The 22726-nt window shown below is 50.9% G+C and carries 10 protein-coding genes, 7 tRNA genes and 5 rRNA genes; all 22 read left to right on the forward strand.

Annotated elements, in window-relative coordinates; translation table 11 throughout:
- The first annotated feature begins 97 nt into the window (after positions 1-97).
- The 22 genes from tilS (at position 98) to NST20_RS00380 (ending at position 22597) form a co-directional block, all read left to right on the forward strand.
- Complete coding sequence (gene tilS, locus NST20_RS00275; RefSeq protein ID WP_013858020.1) at positions 98-1534, forward strand: tRNA lysidine(34) synthetase TilS; 1437 nt, start codon at positions 98-100, stop codon at positions 1532-1534.
- Positions 1518-2066: a hypoxanthine phosphoribosyltransferase gene (hpt, locus tag NST20_RS00280; RefSeq protein WP_013858021.1), complete on the forward strand. Its 549-nt coding sequence runs from the start codon at positions 1518-1520 to the stop codon at positions 2064-2066. Before tilS ends, hpt begins: the two co-directional genes overlap by 17 nt.
- Positions 2067-2232: 166 nt before the next feature.
- Entirely contained in the window at positions 2233-4245 is a 2013-nt protein-coding gene (gene ftsH, locus NST20_RS00285; RefSeq protein WP_029141883.1) for an ATP-dependent zinc metalloprotease FtsH, read from the forward strand.
- A gap of 404 nt (positions 4246-4649) precedes the next feature.
- Positions 4650-5420 (forward strand): type III pantothenate kinase, encoded by a 771-nt coding sequence (locus NST20_RS00290; RefSeq protein ID WP_019722070.1) that lies wholly within the window; start codon positions 4650-4652, stop codon positions 5418-5420.
- 15 nt (positions 5421-5435) lie between these two features.
- Complete coding sequence (gene hslO, locus NST20_RS00295; protein ID WP_260832204.1) at positions 5436-6317, forward strand: Hsp33 family molecular chaperone HslO; 882 nt, start codon at positions 5436-5438, stop codon at positions 6315-6317.
- A gap of 336 nt (positions 6318-6653) precedes the next feature.
- Positions 6654-7580 carry a cysteine synthase A gene (cysK, locus tag NST20_RS00300; protein ID WP_014096549.1) on the forward strand — a complete coding sequence of 309 codons (927 nt, stop codon included), beginning with the start codon at positions 6654-6656 and terminating at the stop codon, positions 7578-7580.
- 228 nt (positions 7581-7808) lie between these two features.
- Entirely contained in the window at positions 7809-8645 is an 837-nt protein-coding gene (gene folP, locus NST20_RS00305) for a dihydropteroate synthase (protein WP_017554387.1), read from the forward strand.
- Entirely contained in the window at positions 8623-8991 is a 369-nt protein-coding gene (folB, locus tag NST20_RS00310; protein ID WP_013858027.1) for a dihydroneopterin aldolase, read from the forward strand. The genes folP and folB overlap by 23 nt, the downstream gene beginning before the upstream one ends.
- Positions 8984-9502, forward strand: a complete 519-nt coding sequence (gene folK / locus NST20_RS00315; protein ID WP_013858028.1) for a 2-amino-4-hydroxy-6-hydroxymethyldihydropteridine diphosphokinase — start codon at positions 8984-8986, stop codon at positions 9500-9502. Before folB ends, folK begins: the two co-directional genes overlap by 8 nt.
- 330 nt (positions 9503-9832) lie before the next feature.
- The gene (gene lysS / locus NST20_RS00320) at positions 9833-11320 is read left to right on the forward strand and encodes a lysine--tRNA ligase (RefSeq protein WP_013858029.1); all 1488 of its coding nucleotides are present in this window, start codon (positions 9833-9835) and stop codon (positions 11318-11320) included.
- Positions 11321-11715: 395 nt separating this feature from the next.
- Positions 11716-13269: ribosomal RNA gene (locus tag NST20_RS00325) — 16S ribosomal RNA — on the forward strand.
- A 319-nt stretch (positions 13270-13588) separates the two neighbouring features.
- A 23S ribosomal RNA gene (locus tag NST20_RS00330) occupies positions 13589-16520 on the forward strand.
- Positions 16521-16891: 371 nt separating this feature from the next.
- Positions 16892-17007, forward strand: a 5S ribosomal RNA gene (gene rrf, locus NST20_RS00335).
- Positions 17008-17015: 8 nt separating this feature from the next.
- Positions 17016-17091, forward strand: a tRNA-Val gene (locus tag NST20_RS00340).
- A gap of 7 nt (positions 17092-17098) precedes the next feature.
- Positions 17099-17171: transfer RNA gene (locus NST20_RS00345), tRNA-Lys, on the forward strand.
- A 73-nt stretch (positions 17172-17244) separates the two neighbouring features.
- Positions 17245-17319, forward strand: a tRNA-Gly gene (locus NST20_RS00350).
- 12 nt (positions 17320-17331) lie between these two features.
- Positions 17332-17420 (forward strand) — tRNA-Leu (locus NST20_RS00355).
- A 10-nt stretch (positions 17421-17430) separates the two neighbouring features.
- A tRNA-Arg gene (locus NST20_RS00360) sits at positions 17431-17507 on the forward strand.
- A gap of 4 nt (positions 17508-17511) precedes the next feature.
- A tRNA-Pro gene (locus NST20_RS00365) sits at positions 17512-17588 on the forward strand.
- A gap of 9 nt (positions 17589-17597) precedes the next feature.
- Positions 17598-17673: transfer RNA gene (locus NST20_RS00370), tRNA-Ala, on the forward strand.
- A 119-nt stretch (positions 17674-17792) separates the two neighbouring features.
- Positions 17793-19346, forward strand: a 16S ribosomal RNA gene (locus NST20_RS00375).
- A gap of 319 nt (positions 19347-19665) precedes the next feature.
- Positions 19666-22597, forward strand: a 23S ribosomal RNA gene (locus NST20_RS00380).
- Together the 16S, 23S and 5S rRNA genes with 7 tRNA genes alongside form the textbook arrangement of a ribosomal RNA operon.
- Positions 22598-22726: the final 129 nt, after the last annotated feature.

Genomic DNA, 22726 nt, shown 5'->3' on the forward strand with positions numbered 1-22726 from the left:
CACCGGCACCCATTCTCAAGGCGGAATATGTTTAGAAATTTGGAAATGCCCGTGTTACAATGGAAATAACAAAACGGTACCGAAAAGGACAGGTTTTATGCTCGCATTTGAGGACAACGTATTCCATTTTATCAGGAAACACCAGCTGATTGAGGCGGGAGACCATTTGCTCGTAGCGGTTTCCGGCGGGCCGGATTCCCTTGCGCTCCTCCACTTTCTCACTTCGCGGATAGAGCGCTTCCGTGTAAAGATAACAGCCGCCCATGTCAACCATATGCTAAGAGGGGAAGCGTCCCGTAAAGACCTTTTGTTTGTCAAAAGCTTCTGTGAATCTTGCCGTATCGGTTGTGAAACGGCAGAAATCCCGGTGCTGGAAAAAGCGGAGGAAGAAGGCCTTGGCATTGAAGAGGCAGCGAGAAAATACCGGTACGCTTTTCTCGCTGAAGCAATGGAGAAAACCGGCGCCAATAAAGTTGTACTGGGCCACCATGGCGATGACCAGATGGAAACGGTGCTTATGCGGCTTACCAGGGGCGCAGGCGGAAAGGGAAGGGCAGGCATTCCGTTTCGCCGGCCGTTTGCAAAGGGTGACATCATCCGCCCGCTGTTGGGCACGGCCAAAAAAGAAATCATAGATTACTGCGCCCATTATCATCTGGAGCCGCGCACCGATGAAAGCAACGCATCCCCCGCCTTTGCAAGAAACCGGTTTCGCGCGTCCGTACTGCCTTTTCTACAAAAAGAAAACCCGCGGGCCCATTTGCATTTTCAAAGATTCAGTGAAGAGCTTTTGGAAGATGAAACCTATCTTTACGGGCTGGCGCAGGAGAAATTAAAGCAGATGGCGGAAACAGGGCCCGGAACTTGCACCCTCGATCTCCGGAAGTTCAAAGAGATGCCTATGCCTTTACAAAGGCGGGCGATTCATCTAATATTAAAATATCTTTACAATGAAGACATAAAAGACGTCACAGCGATACATACAGATGCCGTTTTAAAACTGGCTTCAGGCTCCAATCCGTCCGGGAGCGCCGATCTCCCCGGCGGATTAAAGGCTGTAAGGGATTACGGGCGCATGGCCTTTTCTTTCGGGCGCCGCCCCGCCCGTTCTGCATATCAATACGTCTTGGATGAAGGGATGAAGATTGATCTGCCGAACGGGTATACGATAAAGCTTGTAAAAAGCAAAATTTCATATTCATCCCTGCCAAAGAATATGCTATTATTACACATAAACGACACTTCTCTCCCCCTTATTGTCCGTACAAGGAAACCGGGGGACAGAATTGAAGCAAAAGGACTAAATGGTTCAAAAAAGGTAAAAGATATATTTATTGATGAGAAAATTTCAAAGCCGGAGCGGGATTTGTGGCCGGTTGTAACCGATTCAAAAGGGAACATCCTGTGGCTTCCGAATCTGAAAAAAGCAAAATTTGAATCCGGGCTTATTTTACCTGATGAAACCTATTATGTCGTGCACTATTGTAAGCAAACAACTTCTAGGGGGCAATCGCAAGATGAATCAGGATATTGAAAAAATCCTAATTGCAGAAGAGGAAGTCCAGCGAAAAGTAAAGGAATTGGGGGAGCAGCTGACGAAGGAGTATGATGGCAGATTTCCGCTTGCAATCGGGGTATTAAAAGGCGCCATGATGTTTATGGCCGATCTTGTCAAGCATATTGATACATATTTGGAAATGGATTTTATGGACGTATCGAGCTACGGGAATTCCACTGTTTCATCCGGGGAAGTCAAAATCTTAAAAGACTTGGATACCTCGGTGGAAGGGCGCGATGTCTTGATTATTGAAGACATTATTGACAGCGGGATGACGCTCAGTTACCTGGTTGAATTGTTCCGCTACCGGAAAGCAAAATCCATTAAAATCGTCACATTGCTCGACAAACCATCGGGACGGAAAGCGGACATCCAGGCTGACTACGTCGGTTTCATTGTCCCGGATGAATTCGTTGTCGGATACGGCCTTGATTATGCGGAAAAATACCGCAACCTTCCGTATATCGGCATCCTGAAGCCGGCTGTTTATACCCATGAGGGGGAATAAGAATTCCGGAAAAAGAGGACTATCCTTGTGAAATTCAGGCTATATGTATGGAAAAGCAGACGGTCTGTGAAAAAAAGATGAAAAACGGGTGCAAAATATTGTTAAATTAAAAACCACTATAGTACTATTGAATATAGTTTTTTAAGACCGTGGGAGGAGGTAAGGAATGAATCGGATCTTCAGAAATACAATTTTCTACGTATTATTATTTGTCGTCTTGATCGGGATCGTAAGTTTTTTTAACCGCAGCAACGAAACGACGGAAACGATATCCTATGATCAATTTGTTTCTTATTTGGATAATGGCAGTGTAAAGAGTATAACAACGCAGCCTTCAAGGGGCGTTTATGAGATCCGGGGCCTGCTGAAAGACGGCAATAAACAGTTTATTACGTATGTCATGGATGACCAGTCCATGCTGAACCGGATCGATAAAGCGGCGCACGATCAAAAAGTGAAAGTCGATGTCCTCCAGGCAAAAGAAACGAATGGATGGGTTTCTTTCCTAACGTCCATTATTCCGTTCGTGATTATTTTCATTCTGTTCTTCTTCATGATGAATCAGGCACAGGGCGGGGGCGGCCGTGTCATGAATTTCGGGAAGAGCAAAGCAAGGCTTTACAATGACGACAAAAAGAAAGTCCGTTTCCGTGATGTTGCCGGCGCGGATGAAGAGAAACAGGAACTTGTCGAAGTCGTCGAATTCTTAAAAGATCCGCGTAAGTTTTCCGAACTGGGTGCCCGTATACCGAAAGGCGTACTGCTTGTCGGGCCTCCGGGAACCGGTAAAACATTGCTGGCAAGGGCAGTTGCAGGTGAAGCAGGGGTTCCTTTCTTCTCCATCAGCGGTTCTGATTTTGTCGAAATGTTTGTCGGTGTCGGTGCAAGCCGGGTACGTGATTTGTTTGAAAATGCGAAGAAGAACGCGCCTTGTATTATCTTTATTGATGAAATTGACGCAGTCGGGCGCCAGCGTGGTGCAGGGCTCGGCGGCGGTCATGATGAACGCGAACAGACGTTGAACCAGCTGCTTGTTGAAATGGACGGATTCAGCGCCAATGAAGGGATCATCATTATTGCGGCAACAAACCGCCCGGATATTCTTGATCCTGCACTTCTGCGGCCGGGGCGTTTTGACCGCCAGATTACGGTTGACCGGCCGGATGTCCACGGGCGTGAAGCTGTACTGCGTGTCCATGCGCGCAATAAACCGCTTGACCCGTCCGTCGATTTAAAAGCGATTGCCCAGCGGACACCGGGTTTTTCCGGAGCCGATTTGGAAAACCTGCTCAATGAAGCAGCGTTGATTGCGGCGAGGGCTTCCAAGAAAAAAATTGACATGCAGGACATTGATGAAGCGACAGACCGCGTCATTGCCGGACCGGCGAAAAAGAGCCGGGTCATTTCAGAAAAAGAACGCAATATTGTGGCCTTCCATGAATCTGGGCATACCGTTATCGGGCTCGTGCTCGATGAAGCGGAAATTGTCCAGAAAGTGACCATTGTGCCGCGCGGACAGGCCGGCGGGTATGCGATGATGGTGCCGAAGGAAGACCGTTACTTCATGACAAAACCGGAATTGCTCGATAAGATTACGGGGCTTCTTGGCGGCCGTGTATCCGAAGAGATTACGTTCGGTGAAGTGTCAACGGGCGCATCCAACGACTTTGAACGCGCAACCGGCATTGCGAGAAGGATGGTAACTGAATTCGGGATGAGCGATAAGCTCGGTCCTCTCCAGTTCGGTTCTTCGCAAGGCCAGGTATTTTTGGGCAGAGACATTAACAATGACCAAAATTATTCCGATAAAATTGCTTACGAAATTGATACGGAAATTCAAAATATCATCAAAACCTGTTATGAACGGGCACGGCAGATCTTGCTCGAACACCGCGATAAACTGGAACTGATCGCAAAAACGCTGCTTGAAGTGGAAACATTGGATGCAAAACAAATCAAGCATCTGTTTGAACACGGCACGTTGCCAGAACCGTCTGCGAAGCCACAGGATCCGGCTGAAATCGGCGGGACCGAGCCGCGCGTGAACCTGCAGCCGAAGCAGGGCGGCATAAAAGAAGTGGATCCAGGTGCCGGAAATAATTCGGATAACGGGATGCCGGAAGAAAAGCGCCCGGGGAAACTGGGGCCGTCAAGACCGGCAGATGATGACCAGCTTTAACGTCTTTCCGAAAGAAGTCTCCCATCCTCAAGGAATGTGAAGGTGCGAATCGCACCAATGAGTAGGCGGGAGATGAATTTCGGTTGACTTTAGCCAAAGGTTTTGATATTATTAGCGTTATCATAAGTAACAAAACTTTCGGAACGAGAGGGTTAGCTCGGTCAGTTTTCGTTGGCTAGGAAAAGCAACGATAAGTCGAGAAGCCCCCACTTCAATCAAACCGTAAGGTTGATAAGTGGAGGGTAGTTCACTATTGTGTAAAACCACTTTAAAAAGCACCGTCTGAAAAAAAGGCGGTGTTTTTTTATGGCAGCGGGAACCAAATGAAAGCATTCTCTAAATCACGGAGATTATGGTATGATGGTTGCATAAAAACTAAACAGAAAAACAAAGTGGTGAGCATAATGTTATTGGTGATCGATGTTGGGAATACAAACATTGTATTAGGTGTATACGATAAAGATGAATTAAAATACCATTGGCGCATTCAAACAGTAAGGGATAAAACAGAAGACGAATACGGCATGTCCATGAAAGCCTTGTTCCGCCATGTCGGCATTCACTTTAAAGATATTACCGGCATTATTATTTCTTCTGTGGTGCCCCCGATCATGTACGCACTGGAGCGGATGTGCAGCAAATATTTCCACGTTTCGCCGCTGATCGTCGGCCCGGGGGTTAAAACAGGGCTCGACATTAAATATGATAATCCGCGTGAGGTCGGGGCAGACCGGATTGTCAATGCAGTCGCCGGCATCCACGAATACGGCAGCCCGTTAATTATTGTCGACTTCGGGACAGCAACTACTTATTGTTATATTAACGAGGAAAAGCAGTATATGGGGGGAGCCATTGCGCCGGGCATCAGCATCTCGGCGGAAGCCCTGTACTCGAGAGCGGCAAAACTGCCCCGGATAGAAATCGCGAGCCCGGATGATATTGTTGGCCGGAACACCGTCAGCGCCATGCAGGCAGGCATTGTTTTCGGCTATGTCGGGCAGGTTGAAGGTATCGTGTCCCGAATGAAAGCAAAAAGTAAAAAAGACCCGGTCGTCATTGCAACAGGCGGGCATGCGCCCCTCATTGCAAAAGAATCAAAAAGCATTGATATTGTCGACCAATTTTTGACTTTAAAAGGGTTGCACTTGATTTATAACCGAAACTTACAGCATTAAAGGAGGATTTTTCTTTTGGCGGATTATTTAATTAAAGCATTAGCGTATGACGGACAGGTCCGGGCATACGCTGCGGAAACAACGGAAACCGTTGGAGAAGCGCAACGGAGGCACTACACCTGGCCGACGGCTTCCGCCGCGCTGGGCAGAACGTTAACAGCAGGGGCGATGATGGGGGCCATGCTGAAGGGGGATGAAAAAATTACGATCAAAGTGGAAGGCGGCGGCCCGATCGGTGTCATTCTGGTAGATGCGAATGCACACGGGGAAGTCCGGGGCTATGTTACCAATCCGCAAACCCATTTTGATTTAAACAAAAAAGGAAAGCTGGATGTCCGGCGTGCAGTCGGGACAGACGGGACGCTTACCGTTGTGAAAGACCTCGGACTGCGCGAGCATTTTTCAGGCCAGGTTCCGCTTGTATCCGGCGAGCTTGGCGAAGATTTTACGTATTATTTTGCCGCTTCCGAACAAGTGCCATCTGCAGTCGGTGTCGGGGTGCTGGTCAATCCTGACAACACGATTCTGGCTGCCGGCGGGTTTATCATCCAGTTGATGCCGGGAACAGACGAGAAAGTCATCTCGGAAATTGAAAATAAAATTTCCGATACCGCGCCGATTTCCGAACTCATCCGCGAGGGGCTTTCGCCGGAAGAAATATTGGCAAATCTGCTCGGCAAAGAAAATGTGCAGATATTGGAGAAAATGGCAGTACGGTTTGAATGCACCTGCTCCAAAGAAAAATTTGCTTCTGCCATGATCGGCCTCGGCAAACAGGAGCTCCGGGACATGATCGAGGAAGACGGACAAGCTGAAGCCGTCTGCCATTTTTGCCGCCAAAAATACCATTTCAGTCGTGAAGATCTGGAACAAATGCTGGAAGAAGCAAAAGGGTAAGGTAAAAGCCGTGAGGGCAGGAGATTTTCAGCAAAACGGCCTTCCTTTTCAGATGAATGCGGGTCCCTCGAGCGCGAATAGGCAGCTTTTAACCAAGTTGGCTAACCGGGGCCGGCCTGTTCGATTGCCGGAAGCTTGCCCCGCCGTTGCAATTAAGCCGCCGTTTGATCAAGAAGACCCGGCGCCAGTGGCTAAAAAAGCGACTCTTTGCCGTTTCCGTTTTCTTAGGCACTTTGTCATAGAATAGCAAGGCGTTTTGGTTGACAATTGCGTAAAAAGATGTTAATTTTTAGATATTAAACCAATAAAAATACTCGGAATATGGGGTGGATGATTTTGGCAAAGTATGTGAACTCTGTTGCTGAATTGGTCGGCAACACACCGGTTGTAAAAGTAAACCGTCTGACAAATGAAAATGACGCAGAAGTTTATTTGAAGCTGGAATATTTCAATCCGGCCAGCAGTGTCAAAGACCGGATTGCCCTTGCAATGATTGAAGACGCTGAACAAAAAGGGCGCTTAAAACCGGGCGACACCATTGTTGAACCGACAAGCGGCAACACGGGAATCGGGCTTGCAATGATTGCGGCTGCAAAAGGATACAAAGCTGTCATTGTCATGCCGGAAACAATGAGCATGGAACGCCGCAGCCTGCTGCGTGCATACGGGGCAAAGCTCGTTTTAACCCCGGGCTCTGAAGGCATTAAAGGTGCAGTAAACAAAGCGGAACAACTTGTAAAAGAAAACGGCTATTTTATGCCGCAGCAATTCAAAAACCCGGCCAACCCGGAAATCCACCGTTTGACAACCGGTAAAGAAATTATTGAACAAATGGGAGACCAGCTCGATGCATTCGTTGCCGGTGTCGGCACCGGCGGAACGATTACAGGGGCTGGCCAGGCGCTGCGCGAAGCTTATCCGGGCATCAAAATTTATGCGGTTGAACCGGATGACTCCCCGCTGTTGTCTGAAGGCAAACCGGGCCCGCACAAAATCCAGGGGATCGGCACCAACTTTGTCCCTGAAACACTCGATAAAGAAATTTACGATGAAATTATCCGTGTCACAACGGACCAGGCTTTCAAAGCGGCAAAAGATACAGCTGCAAAAGAAGGCATTCTCGGCGGGATTTCTTCCGGTGCTGCTGTTTATGCCGCGCTTGAAGTGGCGAAAAAACTCGGCAAAGGCAAAAAAGTGCTTGCCATCATTCCGGATACCGGCGAACGCTATTTGAGTACCCCGCTTTACCAGTTTGAAGACTAAGAACGGCAAAACCCGCGGAGGAACGGCCCCCGCGGGTTTTTCTTTTCGCAAACCTATGTATGCGGGTTGAAACGCAACCCCCTTCCTGCCTGAACAGTAAAGATTGGGATTTTCAGTGCAGGACCCGGGCCCGCTGCGGGAAGCCGGCATCTTTGCATATCGTATTAATCCCCGGCTGCGGATGTGGTAGACTATAATTATTGAACTGAGGAAAGGGGAGAACAGAAGTTGAAGTGTGGTCCGTTTACGTTCGACTTTACCCGAAAAACCTATGTGATGGGCATATTAAATGTAACGCCCGACTCTTTTTCGGACGGAGGGAATTTTTTTCAGCCTGAAAAAGCGGTGGAACATGCGTATCAGATGGTACAGGACGGTGCCGATCTGCTCGATATTGGCGGAGAGTCGACAAGGCCGGGGCATCAGCCGATATCAGCGGAGGAAGAACTGGACAGAATCCTGCCGGTCATTCATTCTGTGGCAGGAAAAGTCCAGGCGCCGCTTTCTGTTGATACGTATAAAGCGAGAACTGCGGAAGAAGCAATAAAAGCGGGCGCACATATCATCAATGATGTATGGGGGGCAAAACGGGATCCGGAAATCGCCGATGTAGCCGCACAGTACGATGTTCCGATTATTTTAATGCATAACCGCGAAAACCCGCAATATGAACATTTTATGCGGGACTGTTTGAACGATCTGTATGAAAGCATTACGATTGCAAAAAAAGCAGGTGTCGAAGACCGGCAAATCATCCTCGATCCGGGTATCGGGTTTGCGAAAGGTTTTCAGGAAAACATGGAAATGATGCGGAACCTCGACAAACTTGTTGGACTCGGCTATCCCGTCCTGCTTGCTGCTTCAAGAAAGCGCATAATCGGAAGCGTGCTCGGGCTGCCGACTGGCGAAAGAATGGAAGGCACCGGGGCGGTATGCTGCTTTGGCATCATGAAAGGCTGCCATATGGTCCGTGTCCACGATGTAAAACCCGTAAGCAGAATGGTGAAAATGATGGACGCCCTCGTCGGAAAAGGGGAACAGGATGGACAAAATTTATATTCATGATATGGAATTTTACGGTTACCACGGCGTATTGCCCGAGGAAAACAAACTGGGCCAGCGCTTCCGTGTATCCATCGTGCTTGGTCTGGATTTAAAGCGGGCGGGCGAAACCGACCGGCTGGAAGAAACCGTCAGTTATGCGGATGTCTATGCATGCGTGAAAAAAATTGTTGAAGGGCAGCCTTTCAAGCTCCTTGAAGCTGTTGCAGAAAAACTGGCTGCTTCCATTCTCGCTTTATATGAAAAAGTTGCGGAAGTCACAGTCAAAGTAACCAAACCGGACCCGCCCATTCCCGGCCATTACAAGTCCGTTGCGGTAGAAATTACAAGGAGAAGAAAGAATGGATAATCTCGCTTATTTGGCACTCGGATCCAATATTGAACCGCGATTTGATTATCTTCAGCACGCCGTCCGGTTGCTTGGAAACAACCCGGGCATAAAGGTTTGCAAAGCTTCATCCATTTATGAAACCGAACCTGTCGGGTACACAGACCAGGGACAGTTTTTAAACATGGCTGTCAAAATTGAAACGGGGTTATCCCCTTTTGGCCTGCTCGCTGCCTGCCTTGAGATTGAAAAAAAGTTACGGAGAAAAAGGAAAATTCATTGGGGGCCGCGGACAATAGACCTTGACATTTTGTTGTATAATCAGGAAAATATGAAAACAGAGAATCTTACCATTCCGCACCCGCGCATGCATGAACGGGCATTTGTTTTGGTTCCCCTCACGGAATTGGACAATGCACTTTGCGACCCTGTAACCAAAATCCCGTATGCGGAGCTGCTGAAAAAATGCGCAGACAAAGAAGGTGTCCGGCTGTGGAAACAGATCACAGGGGATACTGCTTTCTTGCCATAAAGGGTACCCCCGGGCATTTTAAACAACCCGGCGGCGGCTTTATACTGAAATACGGATTGGTGTATAACCGGTACGGAAACAACGACAGGCCATGTAACGGAGTACTGCCGGAGGAATCCTGGCAGTACTTGCTTGTATACATACAAAGAAAAAACCTGGTGAAAGGATGTCTGAACGCGAAAGATTGTGTACAATAATAGAGGTATACGTCTATAATGGCTAATGTTGGGCGGCAGAACCTTTCATACTTGAAGAGGGCGGAAAATAAGGAAAGGCGTCTTTCCTTTTCTATCATATTGGCCGGCATTTTTAACGATTGGAGGAAAAAAGATGAGTGGCGAAAATATAAATGAACAGTATCTGGTCCGGAAAGAAAAAATGGAGGCGCTCCGCGAAAAAGGGGTGGACCCGTTCGGCAAGCGTTTTGAACGGACAACCGACACGGAAGAATTAAAACAAAAATACGGCGAATGCACGGAAGAACAACTGGAAGAAAAAGAGATTCCAGTTGCCATTGCCGGGCGGATCATGACAAAACGGCGGAAAGGAAGGGCCGGGTTTGCCCATATCCAGGACTTGAAAGGGCAAATCCAGTTTTATATTCGCCAGGACGCAGTCGGTGAAGAACAGTACGAGTTATTCAAAAGCACGGACCTTGGCGACATTGTCGGGCTTAAAGGCACGGTTTTCCGGACAAAAGTGGGCGAATTGTCCGTCAAAGTCAAAGAATTTATTCTGTTAACAAAAGCGCTGCGCCCGTTGCCGGATAAATTCCACGGCCTGCGGGACATCGAGCAGCGGTACCGTCAGCGTTATCTCGACCTGATTATGAGTGAAGAAAGTAAAAACACGTTCATTACAAGAAGCCGCATTATCCAGTCCATCCGCAATTATTTGGACAAGAACGGCTATTTGGAAGTCGAAACGCCAATGATGCATGCCATTGCAGGTGGGGCGGCTGCACGGCCGTTTATCACCCATCACAATGCGCTCGATATCGACCTTTATATGCGGATTGCGATTGAACTCCACCTGAAACGGTTGATTGTCGGCGGGTTGGAAAAAGTCTATGAAATCGGCCGCGTTTTCCGCAATGAAGGAATCGATACCCGCCATAACCCGGAATTCACGATGCTTGAGCTGTACGAAGCATATGCGGATTTTAACGATATTATGCAGCTGACTGAAAACATGATTGTGCACACAGCAAAAGAAGTACTCGGCACCACCGCCATCCGGTACGGTGAACATGAAGTAAATCTTGAACCGGAATGGCGCCGCCTGCATATGGTCGATGCAATTAAAGAATATACGGGCGTCGACTTCTGGAATGTGACAAGCACCGAAGAAGCAAGGGCACTTGCAAAAGAACACCATATTGAAATCACGGAACATATGGAATACGGGCATATCGTCAATGAATTTTTCGAGCAAAGGGTAGAAGAAAAACTGATCCAGCCGACTTTCGTTTACGGGCACCCGGTCGAAATCTCGCCGCTTGCTAGAAAAAATGAAAAAGACCCGCGGTTTACAGACCGGTTTGAACTGTTCATTGTCGGCCGTGAACATGCCAATGCCTTCACCGAACTGAATGACCCGATCGATCAGCGCGAACGTTTCGTGAACCAGCTGAAAGAGCGCGAGCAGGGGAATGACGAAGCGCACCAAATGGATGAAGACTTTATTGAAGCATTGGAATACGGCATGCCGCCAACAGGAGGACTCGGCATCGGCGTTGACCGGCTTGTCATGTTGCTGACCAATGCCCCGTCTATTCGGGACGTGCTGCTCTTCCCATTAATGAAAAGCAGGGATTAAGCAAAGCAAAACTTACAAAAAGCAGCGGGGCAGGAACCGCTGCTTTTTGTAAACATCATTTTAAATAATATTAACGTTCAAGCGGCTGGTTTTTTGTGAATTGTATTGGCTACGGCCAGCGGTAAGCCTTTTTCTTGTTTTGCTGAAAGAGAGCAGGCTTCAGCTTGTTTGAAAAATAAATGGCGAAAAGCTGTTGCATTCGTACCAAATACATGGTATAGTATTATTCGTTGGCTAATTAAATGCCTGCTTAAAAATACAGATTTAAAAAAGTTGTTGACAATAGTATTTGTTTGCAGTAGAATATTAAAGTCGCTTAGAAAACAACTTAGATTGTTCCTTGAAAACTGGACAAAACGAAACGTCAAATTCTTTTTGAGCTTTTATCAAACATCTTTACTGAGAGTTTGATCCTGGCTCAGGACGAACGCTGGCGGCGTGCCTAATACATGCAAGTCGTGCGGACCTTTTAAAAGCTTGCTTTTAAAAGGTTAGCGGCGGACGGGTGAGTAACACGTGGGCAACCTGCCTGTAAGACTGGGATAACGCCGGGAAACCGGGGCTAATACCGGATAGTTTTTTCCTCCGCATGGAGGAAAAAGGAAAGGCGGCTTCGGCTGCCACTTACAGATGGGCCCGCGGCGCATTAGCTAGTTGGCGGGGTAATGGCCCACCAAGGCAACGATGCGTAGCCGACCTGAGAGGGTGATCGGCCACATTGGGACTGAGACACGGCCCAAACTCCTACGGGAGGCAGCAGTAGGGAATCTTCCGCAATGGACGAAAGTCTGACGGAGCAACGCCGCGTGAGTGAAGAAGGCCTTCGGGTCGTAAAACTCTGTTGCCGGGGAAGAACAAGTGCCGTTCGAACAGGGCGGCGCCTTGACGGTACCCGGCCAGAAAGCCACGGCTAACTACGTGCCAGCAGCCGCGGTAATACGTAGGTGGCAAGCGTTGTCCGGAATTATTGGGCGTAAAGCGCGCGCAGGCGGCTTCTTAAGTCTGATGTGAAATCTTGCGGCTCAACCGCAAGCGGTCATTGGAAACTGGGAGGCTTGAGTGCAGAAGAGGAGAGTGGAATTCCACGTGTAGCGGTGAAATGCGTAGAGATGTGGAGGAACACCAGTGGCGAAGGCGGCTCTCTGGTCTGTAACTGACGCTGAGGCGCGAAAGCGTGGGGAGCAAACAGGATTAGATACCCTGGTAGTCCACGCCGTAAACGATGAGTGCTAAGTGTTAGAGGGTTTCCGCCCTTTAGTGCTGCAGCTAACGCATTAAGCACTCCGCCTGGGGAGTACGGCCGCAAGGCTGAAACTCAAAGGAATTGACGGGGGCCCGCACAAGCGGTGGAGCATGTGGTTTAATTCGAAGCAACGCGAAGAACCTTACCAGGTCTTGACATCCTCTGACCTCCCTGGAGACAGGGCCTTCCCCTTCGGGGGACAGAGTGACAGGTGGTGCATGGTTGTCGTCAGCTCGTGTCGTGAGATGTTGGGTTAAGTCCCGCAACGAGCGCAACCCTTGACCTTAGTTGCCAGCATTGAGTTGGGCACTCTAAGGTGACTGCCGGTGACAAACCGGAGGAAGGTGGGGATGACGTCAAATCATCATGCCCCTTATGACCTGGGCTACACACGTGCTACAATGGATGGTACAAAGGGCTGCGAGACCGCGAGGTTAAGCCAATCCCAGAAAACCATTCCCAGTTCGGATTGCAGGCTGCAACCCGCCTGCATGAAGCCGGAATCGCTAGTAATCGCGGATCAGCATGCCGCGGTGAATACGTTCCCGGGCCTTGTACACACCGCCCGTCACACCACGAGAGTTTGTAACACCCGAAGTCGGTGAGGTAACCTTTACGGAGCCAGCCGCCGAAGGTGGGACAGATGATTGGGGTGAAGTCGTAACAAGGTAGCCGTATCGGAAGGTGCGGCTGGATCACCTCCTTTCTAAGGGGAAAAGCGTAGGGCGCTCGTTCATCGGCGTACGGATTTCGAAGTCTTCGACTGAGATAAAGGAAACACGATGAGCCTTAAAGGCGAATCGATGCCCGCTTATCGTAGGGAGAAGACGTAGAAATACGCTAGCCGATAGCGCCCGGAGCTAGACATAAAAGGAAAACCTTCGGTTTTCCGAAATTAAGTTTGGCGTTTTCGTTTTGTTCAGTTTTGAAGGTCCAATCCTTCAGTATGTGTTCTTTGAAAACCGGATAGGAGAAATAAACCAAGTAAACCGAGAATCGCTTATTTTTGGATTTAAACCTTTTATGGTTAAGTTAGAAAGGGCGCACGGCGGATGCCTTGGCACTAGGAGCCGATGAAGGACGGTACAAACACCGATATGCTCCGGGGAGCTGTACGTAAGCTTTGATCCGGAGATTTCCGAATGGGGAAACCCCCTGTCTTTAATCGGACAGGATTCCTGCCTGAATCCATAGGGCAGGAAGGGCACACCCGGGGAACTGAAACATCTCAGTACCCGGAGGAAGAGAAAGCAATTGCGATTTCCCAAGTAGCGGCGAGCGAACAGGAAACAGCCCAAACCGGAAGGCTTGCCTTCCGGGGTTGTAGGACACTCATATGGGAGTTACAAAAGAACGGGGTAAGTGAAGCGGCCTGGAAAGGCCTGCCGGAGAAGGTAAAAGCCCTGTAACTGAAACTTCGTTCTCTCCCGAGTGGATCCTGAGTACGGCGGGACACGAGGAATCCCGCCGGAATCCGGGAGGACCATCTCCCAAGGCTAAATACTCCCTAGTGACCGATAGTGAACCAGTACCGTGAGGGAAAGGTGAAAAGCACCCCGGGAGGGGAGTGAAAGAGATCCTGAAACCGTGTGCCTACAAGTAGTCAGAGCCCGTTAACGGGTGATGGCGTGCCTTTTGTAGAATGAACCGGCGAGTTACGGTCTCATGCAAGGTTAAGCTGAAGAAGCGGAGCCGCAGCGAAAGCGAGTCTGAACAGGGCGAAAGAGTATGAGGCCGCAGACCCGAAACCAGGTGATCTACCCATGTCCAGGGTGAAGGCAAGGTAACACTTGCTGGAGGCCCGAACCCACGCACGTTGAAAAGTGCGGGGATGAGGTGTGGGTAGCGGAGAAATTCCAATCGAACTTGGAGATAGCTGGTTCTCTCCGAAATAGCTTTAGGGCTAGCCTCAAGCGGAGAGTTTTGGAGGTAGAGCACTGTTTGGACGAGGGGCCCTCATCGGGTTACCGAATTCAGACAAACTCCGAATGCCAAAAACTTATGCTTGGGAGTCAGACTGTGAGTGATAAGATCCATGGTCGAAAGGGAAACAGCCCAGACCGCCAGCTAAGGTCCCAAAGTATACGTTAAGTGGAAAAGGATGTGGCGTTGCTTAGACAACCAGGATGTTGGCTTAGAAGCAGCCATCATTCAAAGAGTGCGTAATAGCTCACTGGTCGAGTGACGCTGCGCCGAAAATGTACCGGGGCTAAACGTATCACCGAAGCTGCGGATGGACACCGTTTGGTGTCCGTGGTAGGAGAGCGTTCTAAGGGCGTTGAAGCCGGACCGGAAGGACCGGTGGAGCGCTTAGAAGTGAGAATGCCGGTATGAGTAGCGAAAGAAGGGTGAGAATCCCTTCCACCGAATGCCTAAGGTTTCCTGAGGAAGGCTCGTCCGCTCAGGGTTAGTCGGGGCCTAAGCCGAGGCCGAAAGGCGTAGGCGATGGACAACAGGTTGATATTCCTGTACCGCCTCTTCACCGTTTGAACGATGGGGGGACGCAGGAGGATAGGGCAAGCGCGACACTGGTTGATCGCGTCCAAGCAGTTAGGCCGGTGCGGAGGCAAATCCTTCGCGCCAAGGCGGAGCTGTGATGGCGAGGGAAATTAAAGTACCGAAGTTCCTGATTCCACACTGCCAAGAAAAGCCTCTAGTGAGGTGAAAGGCGCCCGTACCGCAAACCGACACAGGTAGGCGAGGAGAGAATCCTAAGGTGAGCGAGAGAACTCTCGTTAAGGAACTCGGCAAAATGACCCCGTAACTTCGGGAGAAGGGGTGCTTTTTGGGGTGTATGCCCCGGGAAGCCGCAGTGAATAGGCCCAGGCGACTGTTTAGCAAAAACACAGGTCTCTGCGAAGCCGCAAGGCGAAGTATAGGGGCTGACACCTGCCCGGTGCTGGAAGGTTAAGGAGAGGGGTTAGCCGCAAGGCGAAGCTCTGAACTGAAGCCCCAGTAAACGGCGGCCGTAACTATAACGGTCCTAAGGTAGCGAAATTCCTTGTCAGGTAAGTTCTGACCCGCACGAAAGGTGTAACGATCTGGGCACTGTCTCAACGAGAGACTCGGTGAAATTATAGTACCTGTGAAGATGCAGGTTACCCGCGACAGGACGGAAAGACCCCATGGAGCTTTACTGCAGCCTGATATTGAATTTTGGTACAGCTTGTACAGGATAGGTAGGAGCCTTGGAAACCGGAGCGCCAGCTTCGGCGGAGGCATCGGTGGGATACTACCCTGGCTGTATTGAAATTCTAACCCGCACCCCTTACCGGGGTGGGAGACAGTGTCAGGCAGGCAGTTTGACTGGGGCGGTCGCCTCCTAAAAGGTAACGGAGGCGCCCAAAGGTTCCCTCAGAATGGTTGGAAATCATTCGCAGAGTGTAAAGGCATAAGGGAGCTTGACTGCGAGACTTACAAGTCGGGCAGGGACGAAAGTCGGGCTTAGTGATCCGGTGGTTCCGCATGGAAGGGCCATCGCTCAACGGATAAAAGCTACCCTGGGGATAACAGGCTGATCTCCCCCAAGAGTCCACATCGACGGGGAGGTTTGGCACCTCGATGTCGGCTCATCGCATCCTGGGGCTGTAGTCGGTCCCAAGGGTTGGGCTGTTCGCCCATTAAAGCGGTACGCGAGCTGGGTTCAGAACGTCGTGAGACAGTTCGGTCCCTATCCGTCGCGGGCGCAGGAAATTTGAGAGGAGCTGTCCTTAGTACGAGAGGACCGGGATGGACGCACCGCTGGTGTACCAGTTGTCTTGCCAAAGGCATCGCTGGGTAGCTATGTGCGGAAGGGATAAGTGCTGAAAGCATCTAAGCATGAAGCCCCCCTCAAGATGAGATTTCCCACAGTTTAACTGGTAAGATCCCTGAAAGATGATCAGGTTGATAGGTCCGGGGTGGAAGCGCGGTGACGCGTGCAGCTGACGGATACTAATCGATCGAGGACTTAACCACGAAAAGCGGAGGTGCCTTGTTTAGCCCCGACAAGCGAATGTTCTGACCGGCATGGAGCCGTCTTTTGGCTCCGTGGCGGGCAGGTGATTCGACCTCGAGGGGCTAGGCACCGAAGCTGGACAATAGAAAAGCGGAAGCGCCTTGCCCATCGGCGTACGGATTTCGGAGCTTTCGACTGAGATAAAGGAAACACGACGAGCCCTTAAAGGCGAGTCGATGCCCGCTTATCATAGGGAGAAAGCGCAGAAATACGCTAGCCGATAGGCGCTGGAGCTAGACAATTTTCAAAGTTAGAAACCAAAGCTATTCTCCGTTTACAGTTTTTTCTCCCATCCGGTTTTCAGGGAACACATCCCAAAATAAAATACAGGTCCGGTGATGATGGCGGAAAGGTCACACCCGAACACATCCCGAACTCGGAAGTTAAGCTTTCCAGCGCCGATGGTAGTTGGGGGTTTCCCCCTGCGAGAGTAGGACGTTGCCGGGCCATAATACGGAGGATTAGCTCAGCTGGGAGAGCGTCTGCCTTACAAGCAGAGGGTCGGCGGTTCGATCCCGTCATCCTCCACCATAAATATGAGCCATTAGCTCAGTTGGTAGAGCATCTGACTTTTAATCAGAGGGTCGCAGGTTCGAATCCTGCATGGCTCATCATATTTAGCAGGAGATAAGAGTTTCAGCCTGTTCAAAGCCGCCCTGAAATTCTTTGTTATCTGCATCTTTTGCGGAAGTAGTTCAGTGGTAGAACATCACCTTGCCAAGGTGGGGGTCGCGGGTTCGAATCCCGTCTTCCGCTCCATTTTTTTCTCTTGCCGGGGTGGCGGAATTGGCAGACGCACAGGACTTAAAATCCTGCGGTAGGTGACTACCGTACCGGTTCGACTCCGGTCCTCGGCACCATTCAATGTATGCGCCCATAGCTCAATTGGATAGAGCGTTTGACTACGGATCAAAAGGTTAGGGGTTCGACTCCTCTTGGGCGCGCCATATACGGGAAGTAGCTCAGCTTGGTAGAGCACATGGTTTGGGACCATGGGGTCGCAGGTTCGAATCCTGTCTTCCCGACCATTCAAATTCGGGGCCTTAGCTCAGCTGGGAGAGCGCCTGCTTTGCACGCAGGAGGTCAGCGGTTCGATCCCGCTAGGCTCCACCAAAGAAGCATTGACTTTTAAATAAATAGGTGCTATAATTTAAAAGTTGCTGTTTGAGATTGTTCCTTGAAAACTGGACAAAACGAAACGTCAAATTCTTTTTGAGCTTTTATCAAACATCTTTACTGAGAGTTTGATCCTGGCTCAGGACGAACGCTGGCGGCGTGCCTAATACATGCAAGTCGTGCGGACCTTTTAAAAGCTTGCTTTTAAAAGGTTAGCGGCGGACGGGTGAGTAACACGTGGGCAACCTGCCTGTAAGACTGGGATAACGCCGGGAAACCGGGGCTAATACCGGATAGTTTTTTCCTCCGCATGGAGGAAAAAGGAAAGGCGGCTTCGGCTGCCACTTACAGATGGGCCCGCGGCGCATTAGCTAGTTGGCGGGGTAACAGCCCACCAAGGCAACGATGCGTAGCCGACCTGAGAGGGTGATCGGCCACATTGGGACTGAGACACGGCCCAAACTCCTACGGGAGGCAGCAGTAGGGAATCTTCCGCAATGGACGAAAGTCTGACGGAGCAACGCCGCGTGAGTGAAGAAGGCCTTCGGGTCGTAAAACTCTGTTGCCGGGGAAGAACAAGTGCCGTTCGAACAGGGCGGCGCCTTGACGGTACCCGGCCAGAAAGCCACGGCTAACTACGTGCCAGCAGCCGCGGTAATACGTAGGTGGCAAGCGTTGTCCGGAATTATTGGGCGTAAAGCGCGCGCAGGCGGCTTCTTAAGTCTGATGTGAAATCTTGCGGCTCAACCGCAAGCGGTCATTGGAAACTGGGAGGCTTGAGTGCAGAAGAGGAGAGTGGAATTCCACGTGTAGCGGTGAAATGCGTAGAGATGTGGAGGAACACCAGTGGCGAAGGCGGCTCTCTGGTCTGTAACTGACGCTGAGGCGCGAAAGCGTGGGGAGCAAACAGGATTAGATACCCTGGTAGTCCACGCCGTAAACGATGAGTGCTAAGTGTTAGAGGGTTTCCGCCCTTTAGTGCTGCAGCTAACGCATTAAGCACTCCGCCTGGGGAGTACGGCCGCAAGGCTGAAACTCAAAGGAATTGACGGGGGCCCGCACAAGCGGTGGAGCATGTGGTTTAATTCGAAGCAACGCGAAGAACCTTACCAGGTCTTGACATCCTCTGACCTCCCTGGAGACAGGGCCTTCCCCTTCGGGGGACAGAGTGACAGGTGGTGCATGGTTGTCGTCAGCTCGTGTCGTGAGATGTTGGGTTAAGTCCCGCAACGAGCGCAACCCTTGACCTTAGTTGCCAGCATTGAGTTGGGCACTCTAAGGTGACTGCCGGTGACAAACCGGAGGAAGGTGGGGATGACGTCAAATCATCATGCCCCTTATGACCTGGGCTACACACGTGCTACAATGGATGGTACAAAGGGCTGCGAGACCGCGAGGTTAAGCCAATCCCAGAAAACCATTCCCAGTTCGGATTGCAGGCTGCAACCCGCCTGCATGAAGCCGGAATCGCTAGTAATCGCGGATCAGCATGCCGCGGTGAATACGTTCCCGGGCCTTGTACACACCGCCCGTCACACCACGAGAGTTTGTAACACCCGAAGTCGGTGAGGTAACCTTTACGGAGCCAGCCGCCGAAGGTGGGACAGATGATTGGGGTGAAGTCGTAACAAGGTAGCCGTATCGGAAGGTGCGGCTGGATCACCTCCTTTCTAAGGGGAAAAGCGTAGGGCGCTCGTTCATCGGCGTACGGATTTCGAAGTCTTCGACTGAGATAAAGGAAACACGATGAGCCTTAAAGGCGAATCGATGCCCGCTTATCGTAGGGAGAAGACGTAGAAATACGCTAGCCGATAGCGCCCGGAGCTAGACATAAAAGGAAAACCTTCGGTTTTCCGAAATTAAGTTTGGCGTTTTCGTTTTGTTCAGTTTTGAAGGTCCAATCCTTCAGTATGTGTTCTTTGAAAACCGGATAGGAGAAATAAACCAAGTAAACCGAGAATCGCTTATTTTTGGATTTAAACCTTTTATGGTTAAGTTAGAAAGGGCGCACGGCGGATGCCTTGGCACTAGGAGCCGATGAAGGACGGTACAAACACCGATATGCTCCGGGGAGCTGTACGTAAGCTTTGATCCGGAGATTTCCGAATGGGGAAACCCCCTGTCTTTAATCGGACAGGATTCCTGCCTGAATCCATAGGGCAGGAAGGGCACACCCGGGGAACTGAAACATCTCAGTACCCGGAGGAAGAGAAAGCAATTGCGATTTCCCAAGTAGCGGCGAGCGAACAGGAAACAGCCCAAACCGGAAGGCTTGCCTTCCGGGGTTGTAGGACACTCATATGGGAGTTACAAAAGAACGGGGTAAGTGAAGCGGCCTGGAAAGGCCTGCCGGAGAAGGTAAAAGCCCTGTAACTGAAACTTCGTTCTCTCCCGAGTGGATCCTGAGTACGGCGGGACACGAGGAATCCCGCCGGAATCCGGGAGGACCATCTCCCAAGGCTAAATACTCCCTAGTGACCGATAGTGAACCAGTACCGTGAGGGAAAGGTGAAAAGCACCCCGGGAGGGGAGTGAAAGAGATCCTGAAACCGTGTGCCTACAAGTAGTCAGAGCCCGTTAACGGGTGATGGCGTGCCTTTTGTAGAATGAACCGGCGAGTTACGGTCTCATGCAAGGTTAAGCTGAAGAAGCGGAGCCGCAGCGAAAGCGAGTCTGAACAGGGCGAAAGAGTATGAGGCCGCAGACCCGAAACCAGGTGATCTACCCATGTCCAGGGTGAAGGCAAGGTAACACTTGCTGGAGGCCCGAACCCACGCACGTTGAAAAGTGCGGGGATGAGGTGTGGGTAGCGGAGAAATTCCAATCGAACTTGGAGATAGCTGGTTCTCTCCGAAATAGCTTTAGGGCTAGCCTCAAGCGGAGAGTTTTGGAGGTAGAGCACTGTTTGGACGAGGGGCCCTCATCGGGTTACCGAATTCAGACAAACTCCGAATGCCAAAAACTTATGCTTGGGAGTCAGACTGTGAGTGATAAGATCCATGGTCGAAAGGGAAACAGCCCAGACCGCCAGCTAAGGTCCCAAAGTATACGTTAAGTGGAAAAGGATGTGGCGTTGCTTAGACAACCAGGATGTTGGCTTAGAAGCAGCCATCATTCAAAGAGTGCGTAATAGCTCACTGGTCGAGTGACGCTGCGCCGAAAATGTACCGGGGCTAAACGTATCACCGAAGCTGCGGATGGACACCGTTTGGTGTCCGTGGTAGGAGAGCGTTCTAAGGGCGTTGAAGCCGGACCGGAAGGACCGGTGGAGCGCTTAGAAGTGAGAATGCCGGTATGAGTAGCGAAAGAAGGGTGAGAATCCCTTCCACCGAATGCCTAAGGTTTCCTGAGGAAGGCTCGTCCGCTCAGGGTTAGTCGGGGCCTAAGCCGAGGCCGAAAGGCGTAGGCGATGGACAACAGGTTGATATTCCTGTACCGCCTCTTCACCGTTTGAACGATGGGGGGACGCAGGAGGATAGGGCAAGCGCGACACTGGTTGATCGCGTCCAAGCAGTTAGGCCGGTGCGGAGGCAAATCCTTCGCGCCAAGGCGGAGCTGTGATGGCGAGGGAAATTAAAGTACCGAAGTTCCTGATTCCACACTGCCAAGAAAAGCCTCTAGTGAGGTGAAAGGCGCCCGTACCGCAAACCGACACAGGTAGGCGAGGAGAGAATCCTAAGGTGAGCGAGAGAACTCTCGTTAAGGAACTCGGCAAAATGACCCCGTAACTTCGGGAGAAGGGGTGCTTTTTGGGGTGTATGCCCCGGGAAGCCGCAGTGAATAGGCCCAGGCGACTGTTTAGCAAAAACACAGGTCTCTGCGAAGCCGCAAGGCGAAGTATAGGGGCTGACACCTGCCCGGTGCTGGAAGGTTAAGGAGAGGGGTTAGCCGCAAGGCGAAGCTCTGAACTGAAGCCCCAGTAAACGGCGGCCGTAACTATAACGGTCCTAAGGTAGCGAAATTCCTTGTCAGGTAAGTTCTGACCCGCACGAAAGGTGTAACGATCTGGGCACTGTCTCAACGAGAGACTCGGTGAAATTATAGTACCTGTGAAGATGCAGGTTACCCGCGACAGGACGGAAAGACCCCATGGAGCTTTACTGCAGCCTGATATTGAATTTTGGTACAGCTTGTACAGGATAGGTAGGAGCCTTGGAAACCGGAGCGCCAGCTTCGGCGGAGGCATCGGTGGGATACTACCCTGGCTGTATTGAAATTCTAACCCGCACCCCTTACCGGGGTGGGAGACAGTGTCAGGCAGGCAGTTTGACTGGGGCGGTCGCCTCCTAAAAGGTAACGGAGGCGCCCAAAGGTTCCCTCAGAATGGTTGGAAATCATTCGCAGAGTGTAAAGGCATAAGGGAGCTTGACTGCGAGACTTACAAGTCGGGCAGGGACGAAAGTCGGGCTTAGTGATCCGGTGGTTCCGCATGGAAGGGCCATCGCTCAACGGATAAAAGCTACCCTGGGGATAACAGGCTGATCTCCCCCAAGAGTCCACATCGACGGGGAGGTTTGGCACCTCGATGTCGGCTCATCGCATCCTGGGGCTGTAGTCGGTCCCAAGGGTTGGGCTGTTCGCCCATTAAAGCGGTACGCGAGCTGGGTTCAGAACGTCGTGAGACAGTTCGGTCCCTATCCGTCGCGGGCGCAGGAAATTTGAGAGGAGCTGTCCTTAGTACGAGAGGACCGGGATGGACGCACCGCTGGTGTACCAGTTGTCTTGCCAAAGGCATCGCTGGGTAGCTATGTGCGGAAGGGATAAGTGCTGAAAGCATCTAAGCATGAAGCCCCCCTCAAGATGAGATTTCCCACAGTTTAACTGGTAAGATCCCTGAAAGATGATCAGGTTGATAGGTCCGGGGTGGAAGCGCGGTGACGCGTGCAGCTGACGGATACTAATCGATCGAGGACTTAACCACGAAAAGCGGAGGTGCCTTGTTTAGCCCCGACAAGCGAATGTTCTGACCGGCATGGAGCCGTCTTTTGGCTCCGTGGCGGGCAGGTGATTCGACCTCGAGGGGCTAGGCACCGGAGCTGGACAATTTTCA

It is taken from the genome of Weizmannia sp. FSL W8-0676, assembly GCF_038593015.1.
GTDB lineage: Bacteria > Bacillota > Bacilli > Bacillales > Bacillaceae_C > Weizmannia > Weizmannia coagulans.

Bases quoted from the DNA above. Each gene is read 5' to 3' on its own strand.
- tilS (WP_013858020.1), top strand. From the start codon at position 98: ATGCTCGCATTTGAGGACAACGTATTCCATTTTATCAGGAAACACCAG.
- hpt (WP_013858021.1), top strand. From the start codon at position 1,518: ATGAATCAGGATATTGAAAAAATCCTAATTGCAGAAGAGGAAGTCCAG.
- ftsH (WP_029141883.1), top strand. From the start codon at position 2,233: ATGAATCGGATCTTCAGAAATACAATTTTCTACGTATTATTATTTGTC.
- NST20_RS00290 (WP_019722070.1), top strand. From the start codon at position 4,650: ATGTTATTGGTGATCGATGTTGGGAATACAAACATTGTATTAGGTGTA.
- folB (WP_013858027.1), top strand. From the start codon at position 8,623: ATGGACAAAATTTATATTCATGATATGGAATTTTACGGTTACCACGGC.
- folK (WP_013858028.1), top strand. From the start codon at position 8,984: ATGGATAATCTCGCTTATTTGGCACTCGGATCCAATATTGAACCGCGA.
- lysS (WP_013858029.1), top strand. From the start codon at position 9,833: ATGAGTGGCGAAAATATAAATGAACAGTATCTGGTCCGGAAAGAAAAA.